The sequence below is a fragment of the Peribacillus sp. NPDC097264 genome, assembly GCF_050277925.1.
GTDB lineage: Bacteria > Bacillota > Bacilli > Bacillales > DSM-1321 > Peribacillus.
The window spans coordinates 167-20,214 of sequence record NZ_JBNNSR010000006.1; the positions used below are offsets into that span (position 1 = coordinate 167).

Below are 20,048 nucleotides of genomic sequence, written 5' to 3' on the forward strand. Positions count from 1 at the left end.
GTCCGGACTGGAGCCACGGGACCTACTGGCGACATTGGCGCGACTGGAGCCACGGGACCTACTGGTGACATTGGTGCGACTGGAGCCACGGGACCTACTGGTGACATTGGTGCGACTGGAGCCACGGGACCTACTGGCGACATTGGCGCGACTGGAGCCACGGGACCTACTGGCGACATTGGCGCGACTGGAGCCACGGGACCTACTGGCGACATTGGCGCGACTGGAGCCACGGGTGCGACTGGCGTAACGGGTACAGGTTTGGCAGAGTTCGGATTTGTTTACAATACAGGAGCTCAAACAGTGGCTGCTGGAACGGATGTTACTTTTGATACAAATGGAACAATTACACCGGGTATTACGCATGCAGCAGGTTCACCCGATATAACCGTTACCACACCAGGAACCTACGAAGTTACTTTCTCGGTATCGACTTTAGAGCCTAACCAATTTGGTTTATTAGTAAATGACACATTGGTTCCGGGTTCCGTGTACGGATCTGGTTCAGGTGCCCTGGAAAACACCGGCCAGGTATTGGTCACCTTAGCTGAGGGCGATGTTCTTAACTTGCGTAACTTATCTCCGAACCAAGTCACTCTTCAGACACAAGCAGGAGGCACACAAACAAACACGAACGCTTCTATTCTTCTTAGAAAGTTGGATTAAGCACGAATACTCTATATAAACTCCCCATTGTTTATGATGGGGAGTTTTTCCTTGAAACCCACCTCTCCACTTGCGCTAAACAGTATTTTTTTACCATTTTTTAATATCCCATATAAGCAAAGTTCTTTAGACACTCGTAAATTAGCATGTTTTTTCTATAATTTACCACCCTTACGTGAAAAGGAGAAGGTATTAATCCTTATTTTCCCATAATTGATGTTCCTACAAACTATTCATTTTGGCTGATTCGAGTTTATCGCCCTATAATCCGACATTTTTCTCATTCATCCGTTTGCTATCATTATGGGAACATCTGTGTTCTACATACTGGCCAACTAAAAAGAATGGAGGTGCAAGGTACCTGTTAGATTGGCCAAAGGTGCTGTTCTTTGAAAATAGAATAAGGGGGAATTGACTTGCGAAAGAAACGAAGGACGAAGTGGTTAGCAATAGCATTCGTCATCATGCTTATTGGATCACTGATCATTCCAACAAACTCCATCGCTGCATCTACAAACAAACTCCACACCTCTGCTAAAGATGAATTAGCGGGAAAGAATCAAAAGAAAGTGGCCTCCAAGGTCCTAAAGCAGTTTGAAAAAGATGAAAAGGTAACCTTTCTCGTTAAACTCAAAAAACAAGTAGACACCAAGGACGTCTCCTCAAAAGCTGCCAAAACAGCCAAATCACAAAAGCTATCTGCAAACAATGCTAAGTTACTTAAACGGTCGAGTGTGGTTTCGGAGCTTCGTGCCACTGCTCTTGAAACACAAGTCGATATCAAGAACTACTTAGAAAAACAAGAAAAAGCCGGCAAGGCAAAGGATATTCAATCTTTTTATATCGTTAATGCGATTGCCGTGACAGCCACGAAGGAAGTTATGGAGCAACTCGCCATCCTTCCGGAAGTAGATAAAATCATGCCGAATGAAACAAGACAGCTTATTAAACCGGCAAGCAAGACCATCGCTGCTAAAGCTGTTACAATCCCAAATGCAAGTAAAACCAAAGCAGACACATCTTCCATTGAGTGGAACATCGAAAAAATCGGGGCTCCGGCCGTATGGGATATGGGCATTGATGGAGCAGGAACCGTTATTGCTTCTATCGATACAGGTGTCCAATGGAACCACCCGGCATTAAAAACCAAGTACCGCGGCTATAACCCTGCCAACCCAGATGTCGCAAACAATGAATACAACTGGTTCGATGCGGTGAGCGGACAAGCTTCCCCATATGATGATTTAGATCATGGAACGCACACAATCGGTACAATGGTAGGCTCTGAGCCAAATGGATCCAATCAAATCGGTGTGGCTCCAGGCGCTAAATTCATCGCAGTTAAGGCGTTTTCTGCAGCTGGAGGTTCTGATATTGATTTATTGGAAGCCGGTGAATGGATCATCGCCCCAAAAGATGCGGCAGGCAATCCTCATCCGGAGAAAGCACCGGATGTTGTCAATAACTCTTGGGGAGGCGGAGCTGGTCTTGACGAGTGGTACCGTCCAATGGTACAAGCTTGGAAAGCAGCTGAAATCTTCCCTGAATTTTCTGCAGGTAATACGACAGCATCGAATCCCGGCGGAGCTGGTTCAGTAGCTAACCCAGCGAACTATCCGGAGTCTTTTGCCACTGGCGCAACAGACATTAACAACGTAGTCGGAAATTTCTCTTTACGGGGTCCATCTCCATACGGGGAAATCAAACCGGATATTTCAGCACCTGGCGTTAACATCCGTTCTGCTGTTTCCGGTGGTGGCTATGAAGGCGGATGGAATGGAACATCGATGGCTGGCCCTCATGTCACGGCAGTCGCTGCTCTATTAAGACAGGTAAATGCCAGCTTAACCGTTGACCAACTTGAGGAAATTCTACTGACAACGGCGACACCTTTGACAGACAGCAATTACCCGACAACGCCTAATCATGCATATGGTTATGGCCTAGTAAACGCATTTGACGCGGTCTCTTCCGTTGTAAGCGGACTGGGTAAAATCGAAGGTCAAGTAACCAAGTCTGGTGATGACACAGAAGCAGCCGTCATTTCTCATGAAGCACCAGAAAATTCGTATAAAGAAATGAACCTAAAGCTTCAAGCTGAAGTATCAGATAATGTAAGTGTCACTGCCGTTAAACTCAGCTACAAAAAAGCGGACGGAAGCTGGGCTGAAGTCAAGGCAGAAAGAAAGAATGGCGATTATAAGTCTGGAACGTACGAAGCCACGATCCCAGGTGCTGATTTGACTGGAAATACAGTCACTTATAAATGGATCGCAACAGATTTTGGTGGCTCCGTCACGACTTCCAATGCTTATTCCATTGAACTATTACCTGGAATCAGCGTGGGCTATACAGAGGATTTTGAAGAAAATCCAACTGGATGGAATTCTTATGGCACAAACAATAACTGGGAATGGGGCATTCCGACAAGCGGACCTGGATCAGCAGCATCCGGTCAGAAGGTCTATGCTACAAACCTGGCTGGAAACTATGCAAATAGCGCCAACATGAGCCTGGCCATGCCTCCGGTCGATGTACCAGAAGGCACAAGCTATTTACAATTCAAGCACTGGTACGAACTGGAAAGGAACTATGATTTCGGTCATGTCTTCATTTCCACAGACGAAACGAACTGGGTACAAGCTGCCCGTTTCAATGATAAGTCCAATAATTGGGTCGACGGAGAAGTCAACCTAAGCGAATATGCTGGAGAACGAATCTATATCGCCTTTAATGTCACAACAGATAGCTCCGTCCAAAAACCGGGCTGGTATATCGATGATGTTAAATTGGCCAATACTTCGATTCTACCAACGACAAAAGCAAAAGCAGGATTAGGCGTCAATAAGTCTGACTCTTCGGTATCAGCTAAACCGCAAGTTAATCCTGACAAAATCAAGCCAGTTATCGAAAAAGAAGAAAAAGAAGCTGAAAAAGAACAACCGGCACCCGTGCTTCTTCCATTACAGGCACAGGTAAGTGTTTTAGAAACCGGTCGTTCTGTGTATACAAACCCACAAGATGGATCATACCAACTTACACATGCAACAGGTACGTATACGATGCAAGCAGAAACATATGGGTATCGTTCACAAACAGCGCGAGTGAACGTCGAACAGGATGCAACTTCAACAGCTAACTTTACCCTTCAGGAAATTCCTAAAGGAACGATCAATGGTACCATCACCAATAAAGTAACTGGTGAACCAGTCGCTGGTGCTACCGTTTACCTTCTTGAGGATGCGGCTATCCAACCAGTAACGACAAATGCAGACGGTGAGTACTCACTAACTGCTTATGAAGGAACTTACACGTTAAAAGTCATGGCTCCTTCTTATTACGGCAATGAAGCATCCGTGACGATTTCTGAAGAAACTACCACGAAAAACATCGAACTTAAACCGTTCATCGGGTACCCGGATGAAATCAAATATGATGATGGAACAGCTGAAAACGCCCGTGCCTATAATGCGGCAGGCAACAGCTGGGCTGTGAAAATGTCCTTGGCTTCAGGGAATAAAACGGCCAATGTAACCGGCGCTCTTTTACGCTTCTGGGATACAACATGGCCTACCCCAGGTGGGACTGAGTTCCAAGTTTCCGTATATGATGCTTCTGGAACAGACGGATCACCTGGCAAGAAAATCGCTGGACCTTTCACCGAAACGGCCTTACGTAACGGTCAATGGACACATGTTGATCTTAGCGAACATGGCATCATGGTTGAAGGCGACTTCTTTATGGTTTATACCCAAACAAAAGCCAATCCGAATGCACCAGGTCTAGCTACAGATGAAGATGGACCGAATGCAGGCCGAAGCTGGCAGGGTGTAAGCGGTGCTTGGTCACCAGCCCCAGCTGAAGAAGGAAATTACATGATTCGGGCAACGGTCGATTACGAAGTAAAAGAACCTGTCATCACCTCTCCTAAAGATGGTTCTTATTCGAATCAAAAAGAAGTGACCGTTGAAGGTACATCCGCACCGACAACGAAAGTGGATATTTTCAACAAAGGAGAAAAAGTGGCAACAACAGATTCTACTGATGAAGGAACATTCTCCGTCCCTGTCACATTAAACAACGGGGAAAACACGTTGACTGCAAAAGCTCGGACTAGCCAAGGCACGACTGAGGCATCCGCTCCTGTAACGGTGATATTGGATACGAAAAAGCCAACACTCGCCATTACTTCACCAACTGATGGCAGCAAAGTAAACCGCGAAACGGTAACCGTGAAGGGTACCATCTCGGATGAAAACCTGGATTCAGTTAAAGTGAACGGGAAGAAGGCCGAAGTGAAAGATAACACATTCTCTTATCGCCTTCTACTTGACGAAGGAATCAATAAAATCAAGGTAGTCGCACTTGATAAGGCAGGCAATTCAGTCACGAAAACCATTTCCATCGATGTGAAATTCACAGCTCCAGAAATCTCTGGTTTAGTGCCAAATCAGGATAAGGTCTTAAAAAATGGGGAATCCGTCAAAATCGAATTTGACAGTGAACCAGGCCTAACCGCAGATTTCTCCATCTTGATGCCTTTGACAAATGCAGGTGGCGTTGCCAATGCAACGGAATTACCAATGAAAGAAACATCAGCAGGACATTATGTCGGCTACTACACAGCCACGACGAATGTAAAAGCACCAGGTGCCGTCGTTGAGGTAAAAGCCCAAGATAGCTACGGTAATGTTACAACACAAAGAGCAACAGGTAAGCTTTGGATTAACGCTCAAAAGTAAAAAGAAAAAGCCATGCCTTCCAGCCTATCGGCTGGGAGCATGGCTTTTTTTTTATGATTAAGTAACTTTTACCTATTAATCTACTACCCTTTTAAGACGTCAGGACGAGACTTCTTGGTAAACAAATCTGTGTATAAACATTTGCCTAGGTAGAGCAGTACAGCTGCGTCATCAACCTGTCCGAAACCTACTATAAAATCCGGAATGAGATCCGTCGGTACAATCACATATAAGATGGAAGCTACTAGAGCTACCTTTGTTTTCTTCGTTAATCTATTAAACACGGGCTGGTCAATCTCCTTTAAGACGAGTTTCATTCAGTATAGCGCACAATTCATGGAAAATCGATTCTTAAACAGAGCTGTAATCGTTAGAATTCAACCATAGATCGGATTAATTCGACATTCAAGCTAATAATTCAACATTCACGCCAATAATTCAACATTCAACACCAGTAATCCGACATTCAGTCTAAATAAAAAGACCCTCACCATGTAAGGGCCTTCCGATGGCTAAAAACCTAACCAGTTTTCGATTAGCACGACGATATACAAAACAAACCAGATACCCTGTAGCAGAAGCGCCGCACTGAACAACCGGCTTTTCGTGTATTCATCCCGGATGAAAAGCCTCCAGGTCAACATCAGAACCACCGATACACCTGGAATCAAAATCGCGGTCATCATGAAATAGTTGGATGCGACATTCCATACAAGCTGAAAAGCAATAATGATAAATGCAAGTAGAAAATGAACCTTTTCCTTCCGTGCCCGGATGACCCAAAGTAAGGTAAGCACCACTGTCGCAAGCAAGATGATTTCGGTCGCCACGATGAAGAAGATATCATATAACGTTACTCCGTCCAAAGCAATCCTCCTTCTCATTACAAGATCGCTTATATGTATATGCCACTTGGACGGAAGAATTGAAAAAGTTTATTACGTTTCCTCCAACAAAGGAAATCCTACCTACAATAAGTGGTCTCTCCGTAAGTCTATAGCACCTTTACTGGAGGAAGAATTCACTTTCTAATTGTTTTTCTGCTTCTCGCTTGATCATGGAAAGAAACTGCTCCCACGTTAGGTTCCCTCTTAGTCTATTTTCCCCACAATGAAATTCGTCTATCATTTCACTAATGTCATACCATACATTCAGCTCATTAAAGTGTTCGCGAACCACTTCATACACTTCGTAAGCTATATGCGTGACATGTCTATCTTCCCCGACGATTTGTCGTAATAAATGATGCAAGTAGGCCTTCGCACACTCTTCATGTGTAGGCACCGGCATTTTCCATTCTTTTATCACCCTTTGAAAATAATCCTCTACCTCGAATTGGTTAAGCGGTTCTCTAAAGGATGCTAGGGTTTTTAATGAGTCCACCGAAGACCCATCTATTAATTTTTGATAGGCCCAATTAACATAATCAATAGCCTTTGCTTTTCCTTCATATCTTTTATAAAACAGGATTTTCGTTTCCACTCGTGTCGTGTCCCCCATTTGAAATCGCCCTATTATCATTCATACCTTATTAATAGAAGGAACGCAATTCAATAAAAAAGACCCTTTCGCTTTGAGCGAAAAGATCATGGCTTACTACTTAATATTTATACGACTGTCCACCGTCGATTGGAATGACGGCGGCATTGATGAAGGTTGCCTGTTCGGAAAGAAGGAAAGCGACCAAGTACCCGACCTCTTCCGGTTTCCCAAAGCGTTTCATCGGGTTGACGCTGACGAATTCCTTACCGGCTGCCTCCCAATTCTCGCCACCCATCTGTTTCAAGGAAGCTTCGACCATCGGCGTCATGATCGCACCCGGAGCGATCGCCTTGATGCTGATGCCGTACTGGCCATACTCGATTCCGGAGTTTCTGGTCAATCCGACGACACCATGCTTACTTGCCGCATAGCCTGATTGGTTCCCCACGCCGCGGATTCCACCGACAGATGCCGTATTGACAATTGTGCCGAACTTCTGCTTTTTCATGATTTCCAGTACATACTTCATCCCGAAGAAAACCCCGTTCAGGTTCACCCCCACCACTCTGCGGAACTCATCGATTCCATAATCCTCCGTCAGGTTCTGTTTCCCTTCGATCCCGGCGTTATTGAAGAAACTGTCGATGCGGCCGAATCGATCCACCGTTTCATCCACATACTTCTTCACATCACCTTCCTTTGAAACGTCCGCCGTAATCAAGTGCACTTCCGCCTTGGGGACCGCTTCACGAATCAATTTTTCCGTTGTTTCCAAGGAATCACTTTTCACATCGACCAAGGAAAGTTTCGCCCCTTCTTTGGCCACTTGCAGGGCAGAAGCCTGTCCCAGTCCGGATCCGGCTCCTGTAATCAGCACGACTTTATCGTCAAAACGATTGTTCATCTTCATTCCTCCATTAAAAAAAGTAATCAGACTCGCTGATATTCTTCCCTACCTGGTTTCAGTCATTCGTTTTTCAGATAATATTCACTGTAAAAATTGTCAGAATGAATTGACGGAACACGAAAAATCTTCTTTAAAAGACAACTCCTGACTCAGTGATTAATCTAGTATGTATAAAAAAAAGAGGATGCATGCCTTTATTTCAACACCCTATCCTCTAATTCTTTGTTTCATTCTGTTGTCATTACGTGGTACTTCTTTAAAATGTCCATTGTGATGGTTTTAGCGTCCGTGCTTGTTCCGGCAATATTCGTAGCAAAACTATACGCATGATTGTCTGTTTTGATAAAACCGACATACCAGCCTATCCCTGACCCTTGCCCTGTTTTCCCGTAAAGGGTAAAGTCATCGCCTTCCTTCTGGATCATCATGCGCTTCACGGTTTTCATGACATCCTTATCAAAGGGAAGGTTCTCTTTATATAGTTTCTCCATAAAGTCTACTTGTTCTATTGGTGAAATTTCGAGTGAACTGCTTAACCAGAACTGGTCGATGCCTCCACTACTATCTTGGTTGCCATAAGATATGGTACGAACCCATTCCTCCATTTGCTTCTCTCCAATGTCACGAGCCATCGCTTGATAATACCAAACGACAGAATTCCTCATCGCAGACCCGAGCGTATGATCTTGGTTCCAAGCCTCGATTTCCCGCTCCACACCATCCCAATACTTAATGTCATATTCATCTTCTACAGCGCCAACTTGCAAGCCAATCAAGGAATTTGGCACTTTGAAAGTCGATTGCGGTGCAAACCGTTGATTCGCGCGTTCCTCGTTATAGACGAATGTCTTTTCTTTTTTCAAATCGCGTAATATGAATGTTCCGTCATGGTTCGTAAAGAATTCATCGACTTCCAGCTTCTTAAGATTCATGTTGTCCTTGGCAGCGTTCGCTTCACTTGGCTGTTGAACACTTGTAATGAAAAGAACCACTGCACACAGGCACGCTAAGAAAAAAAGCAAATTCCTTCTATTATTCATATTCCCTTCCTCCCTCTGACTATATTTCCTGCCAATCTATCACTTTAAACATAACAAAAATATGGAAAATCCAAAATGATGCTATTATACCGTTAACCGAATTTATTCGGACTTGAGCCGGAAATCTCGTTTCCTTTCATTCACGAACTTCGGCTTCTGAAACATACTATTCGTATCTTGAAGACTTCTCTTTTTAAAGGCAGAGAACCCCATGATCTCTTCCGTTTTCCATATCCAGCGCGTTTCTTTCTCTCCCTCATGCAGGTAGTAGACATTGTTATCTAGTATGTTCCCTTTGTTTTGCTTGAAAGGGTTGCTGATAAGGAGATTGGAATCACCCGCGACCATGATGTTGTTTTCGATTCTATTATGGTTTGTATGATATTGAAGCAATATCTGTCCGCCCTCTTGAAATTCCGTATCATTTTTATACAAGACGTTGTCGGTAATTGTACTGTTTATGGTGCTTCCTCTTTTCCTGTCATACCCTCCTATTGCAATGCCCGCACTTCTATTTTCATAAATCGAATTGTTTTGGATGGTGATGGAACGTGTAACTTTGCCCTCATGCTCGCTAGCCGCTTCGACTCCTATATCGTTTTTATACACCCTATTCTTCTCGATCACGATATCTTTACCCCCGTCGACATAGATTCCGCCAGCCGCATATTGGTTTCCGTAGGCTGGATTTCCGTAACTGGATATTTCATAGACTGTGTTGTTACGGATGAAACCGTTCCTTGCCTGATCAAATTTTTCAACAGGAGACACACCTTCAAACCCAATAACATCGATTCCGATATTGTCATTTCTCCTGACGATGTTATTTGTAACCTGGAAGTTTGATATATTACCATTCAGCACCAACGTTTCACTGGCACCGAGTTTCATCTCTTCTAGTATATTGCCTGAAAGGATGATATCTTCAATCGCTTGCGGTGCTTCGGTGCCATACACAGCAATCCCATGGGCATTCCCGTTTTCATGAAGTGTTTCAATATGATGAACTTGATTACGCAAAATACGGATACCCTTTCCGCTTCCGCTAACGGATATTCCGATTGGCACTAAATCCTCTTGTTCGGTTTTATAATGTTGGATGTCTAATCCATCGATGGTGACATAGCTTTGATTATGTATCGATACTAAGCCCTGGTCATCCCATGAAACCTTTAGGCCCCTCCCATCGATGATCGCCTTTTCGTTTGGGTGGGCCTTGATGGTGATAGGGGCATTTTCTTTCCCGGATTTCCGTATGACGACTTGTTCATTGTAGACTCCTTTTCGAACATGGACAGTTGTACCCGGTTTTGCTAAATCGACGGCTTTCTGTATGGTTCTTAAAGGTTCTTTCTTACTTCCGACGTTTTTGTCATCCCCAGCGGAAGACACATACAATTTGTTATTTTCCTGAGTGGCTTGCCCGGATAGTCCATAAAGGACAAGCCCAATAGAAAAAGCTAACAAAAGAAACAGTACGGCTCTTCTTTTCTTGTTCAAGTTCGTGCCCCCTCATCTTCTGATTGTCTTACATAATAAATCCTAAGAATCTTCAACAAAAAAAGGTTAACCAATAAAAACTGGTTAACCTTATCATACGGAACGGCAAGATCATTGCAACCCCGTTAACAGTTCTGTTTGAGTTCCGCCAAAGCTTCTTGATCGGCAATAATCATTACATTTTCGTGTTGTTTTAGGATGGAAGCTGGGACTTGCTCATTGGTTGGTTCAGATAGTAGTTTGTATAAAATATGGGCCTTTTGCTTTCCGGACACGAGGAGTACGATTTGTTTACTCTTCATGATCGTCGAGATTCCCATCGTTACCGCGTGTTTTGGTACGTCGAAGGGATTATCAAAATAGCGGGCATTCTTTTCTCTTGTGGAGGCTGTAAGCTCCACTACATTCGTGGTGGAGGCAAAAGGTGTGCCTGGCTCATTGAATCCAATATGGCCATTCACCCCAATCCCCAATAGCTGAAGGTCTATCCCACCAAGGTTTTCAATGAGCTCTTCATACCTTTGACATTCTGCTTGTAAGTCTGGTGCCATGGTATCCGGCAAATGAGTTTGTTTGATCGGGATATCGATATGGTTAAAGAGATGGTCCTTCATATATGTATGGTAACTAGTGGGATGATCCTTTTCCACTCCTACATATTCGTCCAGGTTCACGGTATGAACATGGCGATAGGAGGTCTGATGTTCCTGATAGTCCTTCACTAAGTGTTGATACGTCCCGACCGGCGTTCCTCCAGTCGCAAGGCCCAATACAAGAGAAGGTGTCCGTTTTACTTTGTCCAGAATAAGGTATGCTGCTTTCTGGCTCATTTCATCATAGTTTTGAGCTTCAACGATTTCCATATTATTCAACCTCCATTATGCTATATGCCATTTCTCCTCTACAGATGGTCATGACCACTTCATTTTCCTCGTTCAAAATGACTAAGTCCGCATCTTTCCCTACTCGGATGCTTCCTTTTCTATCATCAAGTTGAAGCTGTTTGGCCGGGTTCAGGGCCGCCATTTCAATGGCATCTTCAAGCGGACAATTCGTATAGGATAAGAGGTTCTTAACCGCTTGCCCCATTTTCAGGATGCTCCCTGCCAGTGTCCCGTCCGTAAGAACCGCCTTCCCATCTTTCACCGTCACGTCTTGGCCCCCTAAATCGTAGGTTCCGTTTTTCAGGCACTTCGCCCGCATGGAATCGGTGATTAAAAGGAGCCCTTCTTTTGACTTTTGTTTATAGGCAAGCTTGACGATTTCCGGACGGACATGAATGCCATCCAGGATCATTTCCGCTTTCAATTCGTCACGTAAAAGTGCCGCTCCGGCCACTCCCGGTTCACGGTGATGCAGGCCTTTCATTTGATTAAACAGATGCGTGACTTGGGTGGCGCCATCCGTAATCGCTTGATCCACTTCGTCATAGGTCGCATCTGAATGGCCAATGGAGGCCACAACTCCATGTTCCTTTAAATAACGGATTAATTCGCTTCCACCTGGCTGTTCCGGTGCAAGCGTAACGACTTTGACATGATCATTCGATAACTCATTCCACTTTTTAAAGATGTGTAGATCCGGATCGATCATATATTGCGCTGGCTGTGCCCCGGCCATCTTTGGATTGACGAAGGGCCCTTCTAAATGAATGCCAACGATTTCAGCCATTCCCGCTGGCTGATGGTCATCGATGTACTGACCGGCATTCATTAACGCGTTCTCGATGGCTTGGGGTTCCTGTGTCATGGTGGTCGCTAAAAAACTCGTCGTCCCTTCCCCCGGAAGGGCTTCAGCCATGCGCTTTAACGCTTCCTGCGTTGCGTCCATGGTATCGGCGCCATTTACGCCATGAATATGAATGTCGATCATTCCCGGTATCACCTTATAATCCGGCAGGGCATGAAAATCAATGACCTCACCCTTAAACTCTAAGTCATTAATATCATCCATAGAACCAAAGGCAACGATTTTTCCATCCTTCGCCATTAAAAACCCACATTCAATCCTTTTTCTTTCACTGTAAATCGTTATATTCTTAAAGATCATGCATTTCATTTGATTGATCTTCACAAAATCCCCTTCTCTTATCCATGTATTTATGTTCACTATCCAAGGGTAAAAACCCTTTTTTTATTTTTGTCATGCTTTGGGTAAAAGTAGTAAATAGCCAATCATCAACATGACTGGCTATCCTTATATTAGACTTTCTTACACGGCTTTAGACTTGGATTGCGGTTCTGGGTGTAGGTTAGGCTTCACATATTCTTCGTTTTTCGTATAAATGGTCAACCCTGTGGTGTTTTTGTTGAACTTCGGGAATAACAAACTCACAAGATATCCGAATACAAAAGAAGTAAAGAACGATACGATACTAACGATGAACGGTGTCATGTCTGTTTGTTGCACGAAATAGGAGGTAATCGCGCTTAAGAATAGACCGATCAATACTCCAGGTGTATTGGCACGTTTCGTGAATATCCCAAGAGCAAAGATCCCGGCAATCGGAACACCGAATAATCCTGTGATAGCCAAGAACAAGTTCCATGTTTCAGCTTGATTGCTTGAAATGAGATATAAAGCGGCTACCATACCCAGTACACCAGACGCGATAATGACAATTCTCGCCAATAATACATCACTTTTTTCATTTGTACCTAAAAATCTTTGTTTAAAATCGACGGTTACACAAGCGGAAATACTATTTAAACTAGAGGAGATTGTAGATTGGCAAGCGGCAAATATGGCGGCGATCAGTAAGCCCGCTACCCCCGCTGGTAAACTTGAAACGATGAAATACGGCACGATGGCTGAAGTATTAAATCCTTCTGGAAGGGCTTCAACATTCGTATAGTAACTATAAAGGACGGTACCAAATCCAAAAAAGACAGGGATCGTGATAAGAGCCAAGATTCCATTGGTCCACAAAGACTTATTGGTCTCTTTGATTGAACTAGTCGTTTGATAACGTTGTACGACGTCTTGACTGGCTGTATATTGATGTAGATTATTAAAGATGGAGCCTAAGAAGATAATCGGGATGGCTGCCGTGACGGCACTGAACTTGAAACTGTCTGCCGTTACCACTTTCTTGTTGTTGACCGCATCATCGATAACTGTCGAGAGTCCGCCATCGATAGAGAAGATTCCCAGGACGACAAGTAATACGGCACCGCCTAGAAGGATAATCCCTTGAATCACATCGCTCCAAATGACCCCTTCAATCCCCCCGAGGAACGTATAAACAATACATAAACCTCCAACCGCAAGAGCTATGATAAAGGGATTTATATCGGAAACGAGTGTAATGGCAAGCGTTGGCAAGTAGACGACAATCGCTATACGGCCAATGTGGAAAAGTGTAAAGAGTAAACTTCCTATCACGCGAAGAGATACACCAAAGCGTTCCTCTAAATATTCATAGGCCGTCGTGACATTCAGCTTTCTAAAGAAAGGAATATAAAAATAGATCAACACAGGTATGATGGCCAGTATTGATAGATTACCTGCTGCATAAGTCCAATCAGATAAAAATGCCTGTTCTGGTGTCGACATATACGTAATCGCACTTAACGTTGTAGCATAGATACTGAAACCCGCGGCCCAAGCAGGAATCTTACCGCCTGCGGTAAAGAACGCATCAGTATTCTTACCAGATTTCTTTGTAAAATAAAGCCCCACTGCTAGCATCGCTAGTAGATAGACCACCATGACAGCCCAGTTAGCCACGCCAAAACTAATCTTCTCCATATAATACACCCCTCATCATAAAATCATTTTATAGAGCTTCCTTAAAAGGTAACAAAAGCGCCTGCCCCCCTCTTCTTTTAAAAAAAGAGTGGCACGGCCCTTGCGGTACATCGTGATTACAGAAAAATCAGATAGTTAAGTGTCCAACACATTCTATCTATGAGCTATCTTATAAGTTAAAATCTTTTACGAGTTGTTCCACTTCTTCCCTTTTGCTTGAATCAAATGGAGCCATCGGTTTTTTGACCGTACCTGCTTGGATGCCTTTTACATTCAGTACTTCTTTCAACGTTTGATATAATCCCAAATCTAGCACTCTTTCAATAAGGTCATTGGTGACGTGCTGAATCTCATACGCCTCCGCTACCTTGCCACTTTGCGCCAACTCCAAAATCTGTCTAGATCGCTTTCCATTGATATTATATGTACTCCCGATTGCCCCATCCACTCCTGAAATGGCTCCATAGATAAGCATTTCATCGAATCCGGAATAGATCAGTTTATCTGGGAATCTTTTACGAAGTCGCTCCAATAAGTAGAAGTCTCCATCCGTATATTTCACGCCGATGACTTTGTCATTTTGAAAGAGTTCCTCAAATTGATCCATGTTCATCGATACACCCGTTAAGAATGGAATGGCGTAAATGATCATATTATTGCCTGTATTATCAATGATGGTTTCATAGTAATGCTTGATCTCTTCAAAATTGAACTTATAGTAAAACGGCGTGACGGCTGATAGACTGTCATAGCCAAGCTCTGTTGCAAATTGACCCAGTTCAACGGCTTCGTCCAGATTGATCGATCCTACCTGGGCAATTAGCTTGACCTCCCCTTTACTCTCTTCACTGACAATTTCGAAAATTCGCTTTTTTTGATCGGTAGATAGCATGAAGTTTTCACCTGAGCTACCATTCACATATAGTCCGTCCACTTTCTGAACATCAATATTTTGTCTAACGATCTCACGCAAGCCTTGTTCGATAATCTTCCCATTTTCATCAAATGGTATCAGTAGTGCTGAAAATAACCCCTTCATATCTTAACCCCCTAATTAGTTTGAAAAATTCAGATAACAAAGATATAATATTGTCAGACCAATTTTTATTTACAAATTTATCATAAAAGCCTTTCATAAAAATGTCAACAAATTTCAGCAATCCCTTTCCTTAATTTCTATAATATGGTAGACATACATAAAGGGGTGGCGTCATGACAATTCATAAGACCTCATTGGTCACAATCGCGATTGAAAGAATTAAGAGCCATATCTTAGAAAATAATCTGAAACCGAATGAAAAGTTTTTAACAGAAAAAGAACTGGTCGAACAGTTGCAAGTAAGCAGGACGGTTATACGCGAAGCGTTAATCTCGCTCCAAACCGTAGGGATCTTGAACGTGAAGCCCGGTGGCGGTGTCTATATAGCTGAGCCTACACTCGATTCAATCAATACGATACTTAAACATTATTACGACACGCACGGTGTAAAAATGAAAGAATTGATGGAAATTCGGGAAGTCATCGAATTAGGGGCATTGCGATTGATCATCGAGAAACAAGTGGATGTCGATATTGATCACCTCATCAGCATAAATGAATTGTATTATCAGACGATCATCCAAAAACAAGACACGAAACAATTCGACCGTTTATTTCATCAAGCCTTAATTAAATCAACGGAAAATGAGACCTATTTCAAGTTCAGTGAAGTCATCAGTGAGTACTTTTCCCTGGTTAGAATGGATTTTATCGAGAAAGAGGACACACTGATTGATTCATACAAACAGCATGCAGACATCATCGATGCGATCAAAAATAAAGATTTGCCAGTGGCTCAAAAAGTCCTAAAGGAACATTTCCAACCCATTTTTCGTTTTATTACTACTTTGGAGGAAGCAAATGGAACCTATTAAAATGGAAGAAAAAAAGCCACTTAAGAAAACGGTCATTCAAGAAATTAAAAACTATATCATTTCGCAAAACTTAAAAGCGGGCGATCAACTCCCAACGGAGCGCAAGTTCACGGAAATGTTTGGCGTAAGCAGGTCCGTAGTGAGGGAAGCGTTGAGCTACCTTGAAAATACGGAAGTCATACGCATCAGACAGGGCCAGGGCGCTTTTCTCAATGAATCCAATATAGAAAACCTTTTGGATAACTTCTTCTTTTTATGGCAAATAAACAGCGGGAATATCCGGGATATATTGGGTTTGAGAATTCTATTTGAATCAAGTGCCATTGATGAAATTGTAAAAAATCAGAGTATGGATGATTTGGACATGTTGAAGGAAGTGGTCGAAGAAAGCGAAAAGGCAACGACCCAAGAGGAATTCAAAGAAGCGGATACCGTCTTTCATAAGCAGCTTCTGCAAGCCACAAATAATGATTTATTTATACAAATGACGAATATGATCACCAGTTATTTTTTCCAAGTGCAACATATCCACCTCTCCCTAGAAGAATTCAAAGGCCTCATCCAGGAACATAGGAATATTGTCGAAGCGCTACTGATGGGGAATGCCGATGAGGCAAAAACACTTCTCATTAAACATATTAAACAAACGAAAGTGTAGGAGGATATCCATGGCTGATTATTTATCGATTGATATCGGCGGTACGTTTATTAAATATGCCCTCTTGGACGATCAGAAACATCTGCATGGGCATCAACAAGTGAAAACAAAAGAAAATATCGACCAGGCTATACTGAAACAGGTGGAGTCCATCATTTCCGCTGTTTCCAATGAGACGGCCATTAACGGCGTAGGCATCAGCACTGCCGGGATCGTCGACCGGGAAAAAGGGGAAATCATCTTTGCGGGGCCCACTATCCGGGACTATAAAGGTACCGCATTCAAAGCCCATTTATCCCGTACATTCCCTTTCCCCATTTCTGTAGAAAATGATGTGAATGCCGCTTTGATCGGCGAGCTTTGGCAAGGCGCTGCCCAAGGGGAAAACGATGTGTTTTGCATTACCTTAGGGACAGGCATCGGCGGGGCCTATTATCATGACGGAATCATGGATGGAACCCATCATCAGGCAAACTCCGTCGGCTATCTATTATACGATCCAGAAACAAAAACGAATTATGAAATGAGAGCATCCACAACCGCTTTAAATAGAACGATTGAAAAAGAGTTTGGTAAAGGTGTCTCCACGAAGGAAGTCTTTGAGAAAGCAAGACTAGGTGAAGAGCCATACATAGCCTTGATTGAGGCATGGAGTAAGGAAGTGGCTAGGGGATTGGCGCAAATCATCCTGTTAGTCGATCCGAAGTGTATCCTGATAGGAGGCGGCATTTCCCGCCAAGGCGACTTTTTACTGAACCATATCCAAAAGCAGCTCACCACTTATCTTCCTACTAATTTTTTGAAGACAGAAATAAAAATTGCTCAATTATATAATGATGCCTCCCTATTCGGGGCGGTCCATCCATTTTTCAAAGGGGGAAATATAGAATGTTAAACGAAGTTAAAGGTGGATTAATCGTATCTTGTCAAGCCCTACCAAATGAGCCTCTACATAGCTCATTCATCATGTCGAAAATGGCGTTGGCCGCTAAACAAGGCGGTGCAAAAGGAATCCGGGCAAACTCCGAAGTGGATATCATCGCGATAAAAAAAGAAGTGGACCTGCCCGTTATCGGCATCGTCAAACGCGACTATGACGATAGCTCCGTGTTCATTACCGCCACTTGCAAGGAAATCGATGAGTTACTGGCTAGTGGCTGCGAGATGATTGCCATGGATGCCACCCATCGGACAAGACCGGAGAATCTTCTTTTAAGCGACCTGGTCAACTATGTAAGAGAAAAGAATCCTAGCATTCAACTCATGGCGGATATCGCTACTTTAGAGGATGGCATACAATCGGAAAAACTCGGATTCGATTGTATTTCCACTACATTACATGGCTACACGGAAGAAACAAGTGGAGAGAAACTCTATCATGATGACTTTGAATTCTTGAAACAGGTTCTCCAGCATGTGAACATCCCCGTTATTGCGGAAGGAAATGTCATGACACCCGACATGTATAAAAGGTGCATGGAATTGGGCGCCCATGCAAGTGTCGTCGGAGGGGCCATCACACGTCCAAAAGACATCACACAGCTTTTTGTTAATCAAGTTCAAGGATGATAGGCTTAACCTGTTTGAAGTGGTCATCGCACATTCAACCCATTCGTGCATAAAGGGTTGGGTGTGCGATGATAACTATTTAGCATCTTCTATTACGAAAGACATATCATTTATCTTGGCTAGTGTTCAATCGAACTTGATAGGAACGCATCTCACGTAAATGACCGATAGATGCAAAGACGCCTTTCTTTATCAACATACGTAAACGGTAATCAATCCATGTATCGTTGATGTCATGCTCACTCCATCCTAAAACATGTCCAATCAAGCGAACAGCGTTGTAAAAATTATCGATACCGTATTCGGATTGCATGTCACTAGCATACCGGATAATCTCTTGATCATCCCTGGACTCGTCATCCTCGATAATCCTTCCCCTAAACCATGTACGAACTATTGAATGCCCCTCCATTAATTGAAGCGCTTCTGCCTGTAAAAGAACGAGCTCATCTTCAGTAAGTGGATCTAGTAAATTCAGCTTTAGCATTCGCTTCATCTGCGAAGGGCTAACCTCACCAGAATGGCGAATATCATATTGTGTATGTTCATCTTCATGGAAATAAAGCATGGGAAAGTATGTATTGCACACGGAAATCGAACATTTTTTGCCTGACAATAGATGGCTTACTAAGCGTAACCCAAATTGTTCCGCCGCATTTTCACACGTCCAAACAATCACTTGCTCGCCTTCTTTAATCTGTTGAACACATGCAAGTGCATCATGAAACAAGACCACATACTCTTCACTCATCTTCTTATCAAACCGATAGGCTTCCTGTAGCCATTTCATCCTATCTAGAAAACCTTTCTCCGTTAATAAACGATGGATGGGGCCTTCACCAAAGAAATTCGGAAACGTGATGATCTCAACATTTTCTCTTTTTAATGCATGGCTCAATGCACTGAATGCTGCTTGATTAAATAAGATATGCTTCACTGGAAAACCCCTCCGTTATCCTAAACTTCCGTTCGAAACACCCACGCATAAAGAAGTCTTTATATCCCTTGTTTTCTTACAAACATAGACCATTCCATAACTATCATTCGTCACAGGTGTTTCATTCCAATCCTCGAAGATACGGTCGATCTCCAGTCCGTTAACCGCTAGTATTCGTTCCATTTCTTTAGGGAAGACGTATCGTAACCGTATGTTCGTTCTATGTTCATCTACTATTTCCCCACTTTGATCTACATACTTTCTGATCGTTGTGTAATGTTGGACCTGACTGAGTGAGTCATAGGTGCTTTTCGTATAAACATCGATCCTTTTTTGCGTATCCTTATCTTCAATGGTTCTCCAGTATTCTTCCGTGTCAGGTTGGAGTAATTCTTCTGTGCTTGGAAACCTCATATCAAAGATGAATAGCCCATCAAGCTCTAAGTGTTTGTTTACAGACGATAAGAATCCGTCCTGATCTTCGTTTGTAAGAAAATGCTGAAAGGAATTCCCGACTGAAAAGATCAACCGACTTCTTACATTCAAGGTAAGCCTTCTAGCATCCTGTTCGATCCATTCAATATGTACATTCAAATCCGACGACTTCCTTTTCGCTTCGTCCAGCATTCCTTTATGGACATCCACACCGATAAGTTCATATCCTTTCCTCGCTAAAGGAATGGTAGCCCTCCCTGTCCCACAAGCTAAATCAATGATGGGCCCTTCGGTTTTTGCAGCCCATTTCAATAGATAAGGAAGGTCTTGCCTATATGAATCATTTTCCTTATCATATAAAATCGGATCATCGTACTCTTCTGAATTGCCATTTATATTCTCCATACATGCCCTCCTTTTACGAAATAGTAGAAATAGATCTACCTCT

Annotated in this window: 18 protein-coding genes; 6 read left to right on the plus strand and 12 right to left on the minus strand. The window is 43.1% G+C overall.

Translation table 11 applies throughout. The annotated features are described in order from the left end of the window. The coding region (locus tag ACQKL0_RS10475; protein WP_427687402.1) for a BclA C-terminal domain-containing protein at positions 1 to 666 on the plus strand (666 nt) is incomplete at its 5' end. A gap of 416 nt (positions 667 to 1,082) precedes the next feature. After that, the gene (locus ACQKL0_RS10480; RefSeq protein ID WP_427687404.1) at positions 1,083 to 5,408 is read left to right on the plus strand and encodes a S8 family serine peptidase; all 4,326 of its coding nucleotides are present in this window, start codon (positions 1,083 to 1,085) and stop codon (positions 5,406 to 5,408) included. Positions 5,409 to 5,491: 83 nt separating this feature from the next. Here the strand turns inward: ACQKL0_RS10480 and ACQKL0_RS10485 are convergent, their stop codons facing one another. The 10 genes from ACQKL0_RS10485 to ACQKL0_RS10530 form a co-directional block, all read right to left on the minus strand. Then, positions 5,492 to 5,692 (minus strand): YkvA family protein, encoded by a 201-nt coding sequence (locus tag ACQKL0_RS10485; protein ID WP_427687405.1) that lies wholly within the window; start codon positions 5,690 to 5,692, stop codon positions 5,492 to 5,494. Between the two features lie 228 nt (positions 5,693 to 5,920). Further along, positions 5,921 to 6,274, minus strand: coding sequence for a hypothetical protein (locus ACQKL0_RS10490; protein WP_403122407.1), 354 nt, complete (start codon positions 6,272 to 6,274; stop codon positions 5,921 to 5,923). A 139-nt stretch (positions 6,275 to 6,413) separates the two neighbouring features. Beyond that, entirely contained in the window at positions 6,414 to 6,908 is a 495-nt protein-coding gene (locus ACQKL0_RS10495; protein ID WP_427687408.1) for a hypothetical protein, read from the minus strand. Between the two features lie 100 nt (positions 6,909 to 7,008). Next, positions 7,009 to 7,794, minus strand: coding sequence for an SDR family oxidoreductase (locus ACQKL0_RS10500; RefSeq protein WP_402957641.1), 786 nt, complete (start codon positions 7,792 to 7,794; stop codon positions 7,009 to 7,011). Positions 7,795 to 8,024: 230 nt separating this feature from the next. Beyond that, positions 8,025 to 8,837 carry a class D beta-lactamase gene (blaOXA, locus tag ACQKL0_RS10505; protein ID WP_427687410.1) on the minus strand — a complete coding sequence of 271 codons (813 nt, stop codon included), beginning with the start codon at positions 8,835 to 8,837 and terminating at the stop codon, positions 8,025 to 8,027. Positions 8,838 to 8,939: 102 nt separating this feature from the next. Continuing rightward, positions 8,940 to 10,337 carry a right-handed parallel beta-helix repeat-containing protein gene (locus tag ACQKL0_RS10510; protein ID WP_427687412.1) on the minus strand — a complete coding sequence of 466 codons (1,398 nt, stop codon included), beginning with the start codon at positions 10,335 to 10,337 and terminating at the stop codon, positions 8,940 to 8,942. A 125-nt stretch (positions 10,338 to 10,462) separates the two neighbouring features. Further along, on the minus strand, positions 10,463 to 11,200 hold the full coding sequence (gene nagB, locus ACQKL0_RS10515; protein WP_427687414.1) for a glucosamine-6-phosphate deaminase: 738 nt from the start codon (positions 11,198 to 11,200) through the stop codon (positions 10,463 to 10,465). Position 11,201: 1 nt separating this feature from the next. Beyond that, complete coding sequence (gene nagA / locus ACQKL0_RS10520) at positions 11,202 to 12,395, minus strand: N-acetylglucosamine-6-phosphate deacetylase (protein ID WP_427687844.1); 1,194 nt, start codon at positions 12,393 to 12,395, stop codon at positions 11,202 to 11,204. Between the two features lie 153 nt (positions 12,396 to 12,548). After that, entirely contained in the window at positions 12,549 to 14,087 is a 1,539-nt protein-coding gene (locus ACQKL0_RS10525; protein WP_427687416.1) for a sodium:solute symporter, read from the minus strand. A 169-nt stretch (positions 14,088 to 14,256) separates the two neighbouring features. After that, positions 14,257 to 15,126 carry an N-acetylneuraminate lyase gene (locus ACQKL0_RS10530; protein ID WP_402873563.1) on the minus strand — a complete coding sequence of 290 codons (870 nt, stop codon included), beginning with the start codon at positions 15,124 to 15,126 and terminating at the stop codon, positions 14,257 to 14,259. A gap of 173 nt (positions 15,127 to 15,299) precedes the next feature. On the opposite strand from ACQKL0_RS10530, the gene ACQKL0_RS10535 reads away from it, so the two are divergent. Genes ACQKL0_RS10535 through ACQKL0_RS10550 form a run of 4 tightly spaced genes read left to right on the plus strand, consistent with a single transcriptional unit; the run spans position 15,300 to position 18,228 of the window. Then, positions 15,300 to 16,001, plus strand: a complete 702-nt coding sequence (locus ACQKL0_RS10535; protein WP_427687418.1) for a FadR/GntR family transcriptional regulator — start codon at positions 15,300 to 15,302, stop codon at positions 15,999 to 16,001. Further along, entirely contained in the window at positions 15,988 to 16,659 is a 672-nt protein-coding gene (locus ACQKL0_RS10540; protein WP_427687420.1) for a FadR/GntR family transcriptional regulator, read from the plus strand. Before ACQKL0_RS10535 ends, ACQKL0_RS10540 begins: the two co-directional genes overlap by 14 nt. Positions 16,660 to 16,669: 10 nt before the next feature. Next, on the plus strand, positions 16,670 to 17,554 hold the full coding sequence (locus ACQKL0_RS10545) for an ROK family protein (protein WP_427687422.1): 885 nt from the start codon (positions 16,670 to 16,672) through the stop codon (positions 17,552 to 17,554). After that, a complete protein-coding gene (locus ACQKL0_RS10550) occupies positions 17,548 to 18,228 on the plus strand; it encodes an N-acetylmannosamine-6-phosphate 2-epimerase (protein WP_427687424.1) in 681 nt (226 codons plus the stop codon). Before ACQKL0_RS10545 ends, ACQKL0_RS10550 begins: the two co-directional genes overlap by 7 nt. Positions 18,229 to 18,334: 106 nt before the next feature. On the opposite strand, the gene ACQKL0_RS10555 is transcribed toward ACQKL0_RS10550, so the two are convergent. Together ACQKL0_RS10555 and ACQKL0_RS10560 are read right to left on the minus strand one after the other, a co-directional pair. Beyond that, complete coding sequence (locus tag ACQKL0_RS10555; RefSeq protein WP_427687426.1) at positions 18,335 to 19,165, minus strand: DUF1835 domain-containing protein; 831 nt, start codon at positions 19,163 to 19,165, stop codon at positions 18,335 to 18,337. A gap of 15 nt (positions 19,166 to 19,180) precedes the next feature. Further along, the gene (locus ACQKL0_RS10560; protein ID WP_427687428.1) at positions 19,181 to 20,005 is read right to left on the minus strand and encodes a class I SAM-dependent DNA methyltransferase; all 825 of its coding nucleotides are present in this window, start codon (positions 20,003 to 20,005) and stop codon (positions 19,181 to 19,183) included. Positions 20,006 to 20,048: the final 43 nt, after the last annotated feature.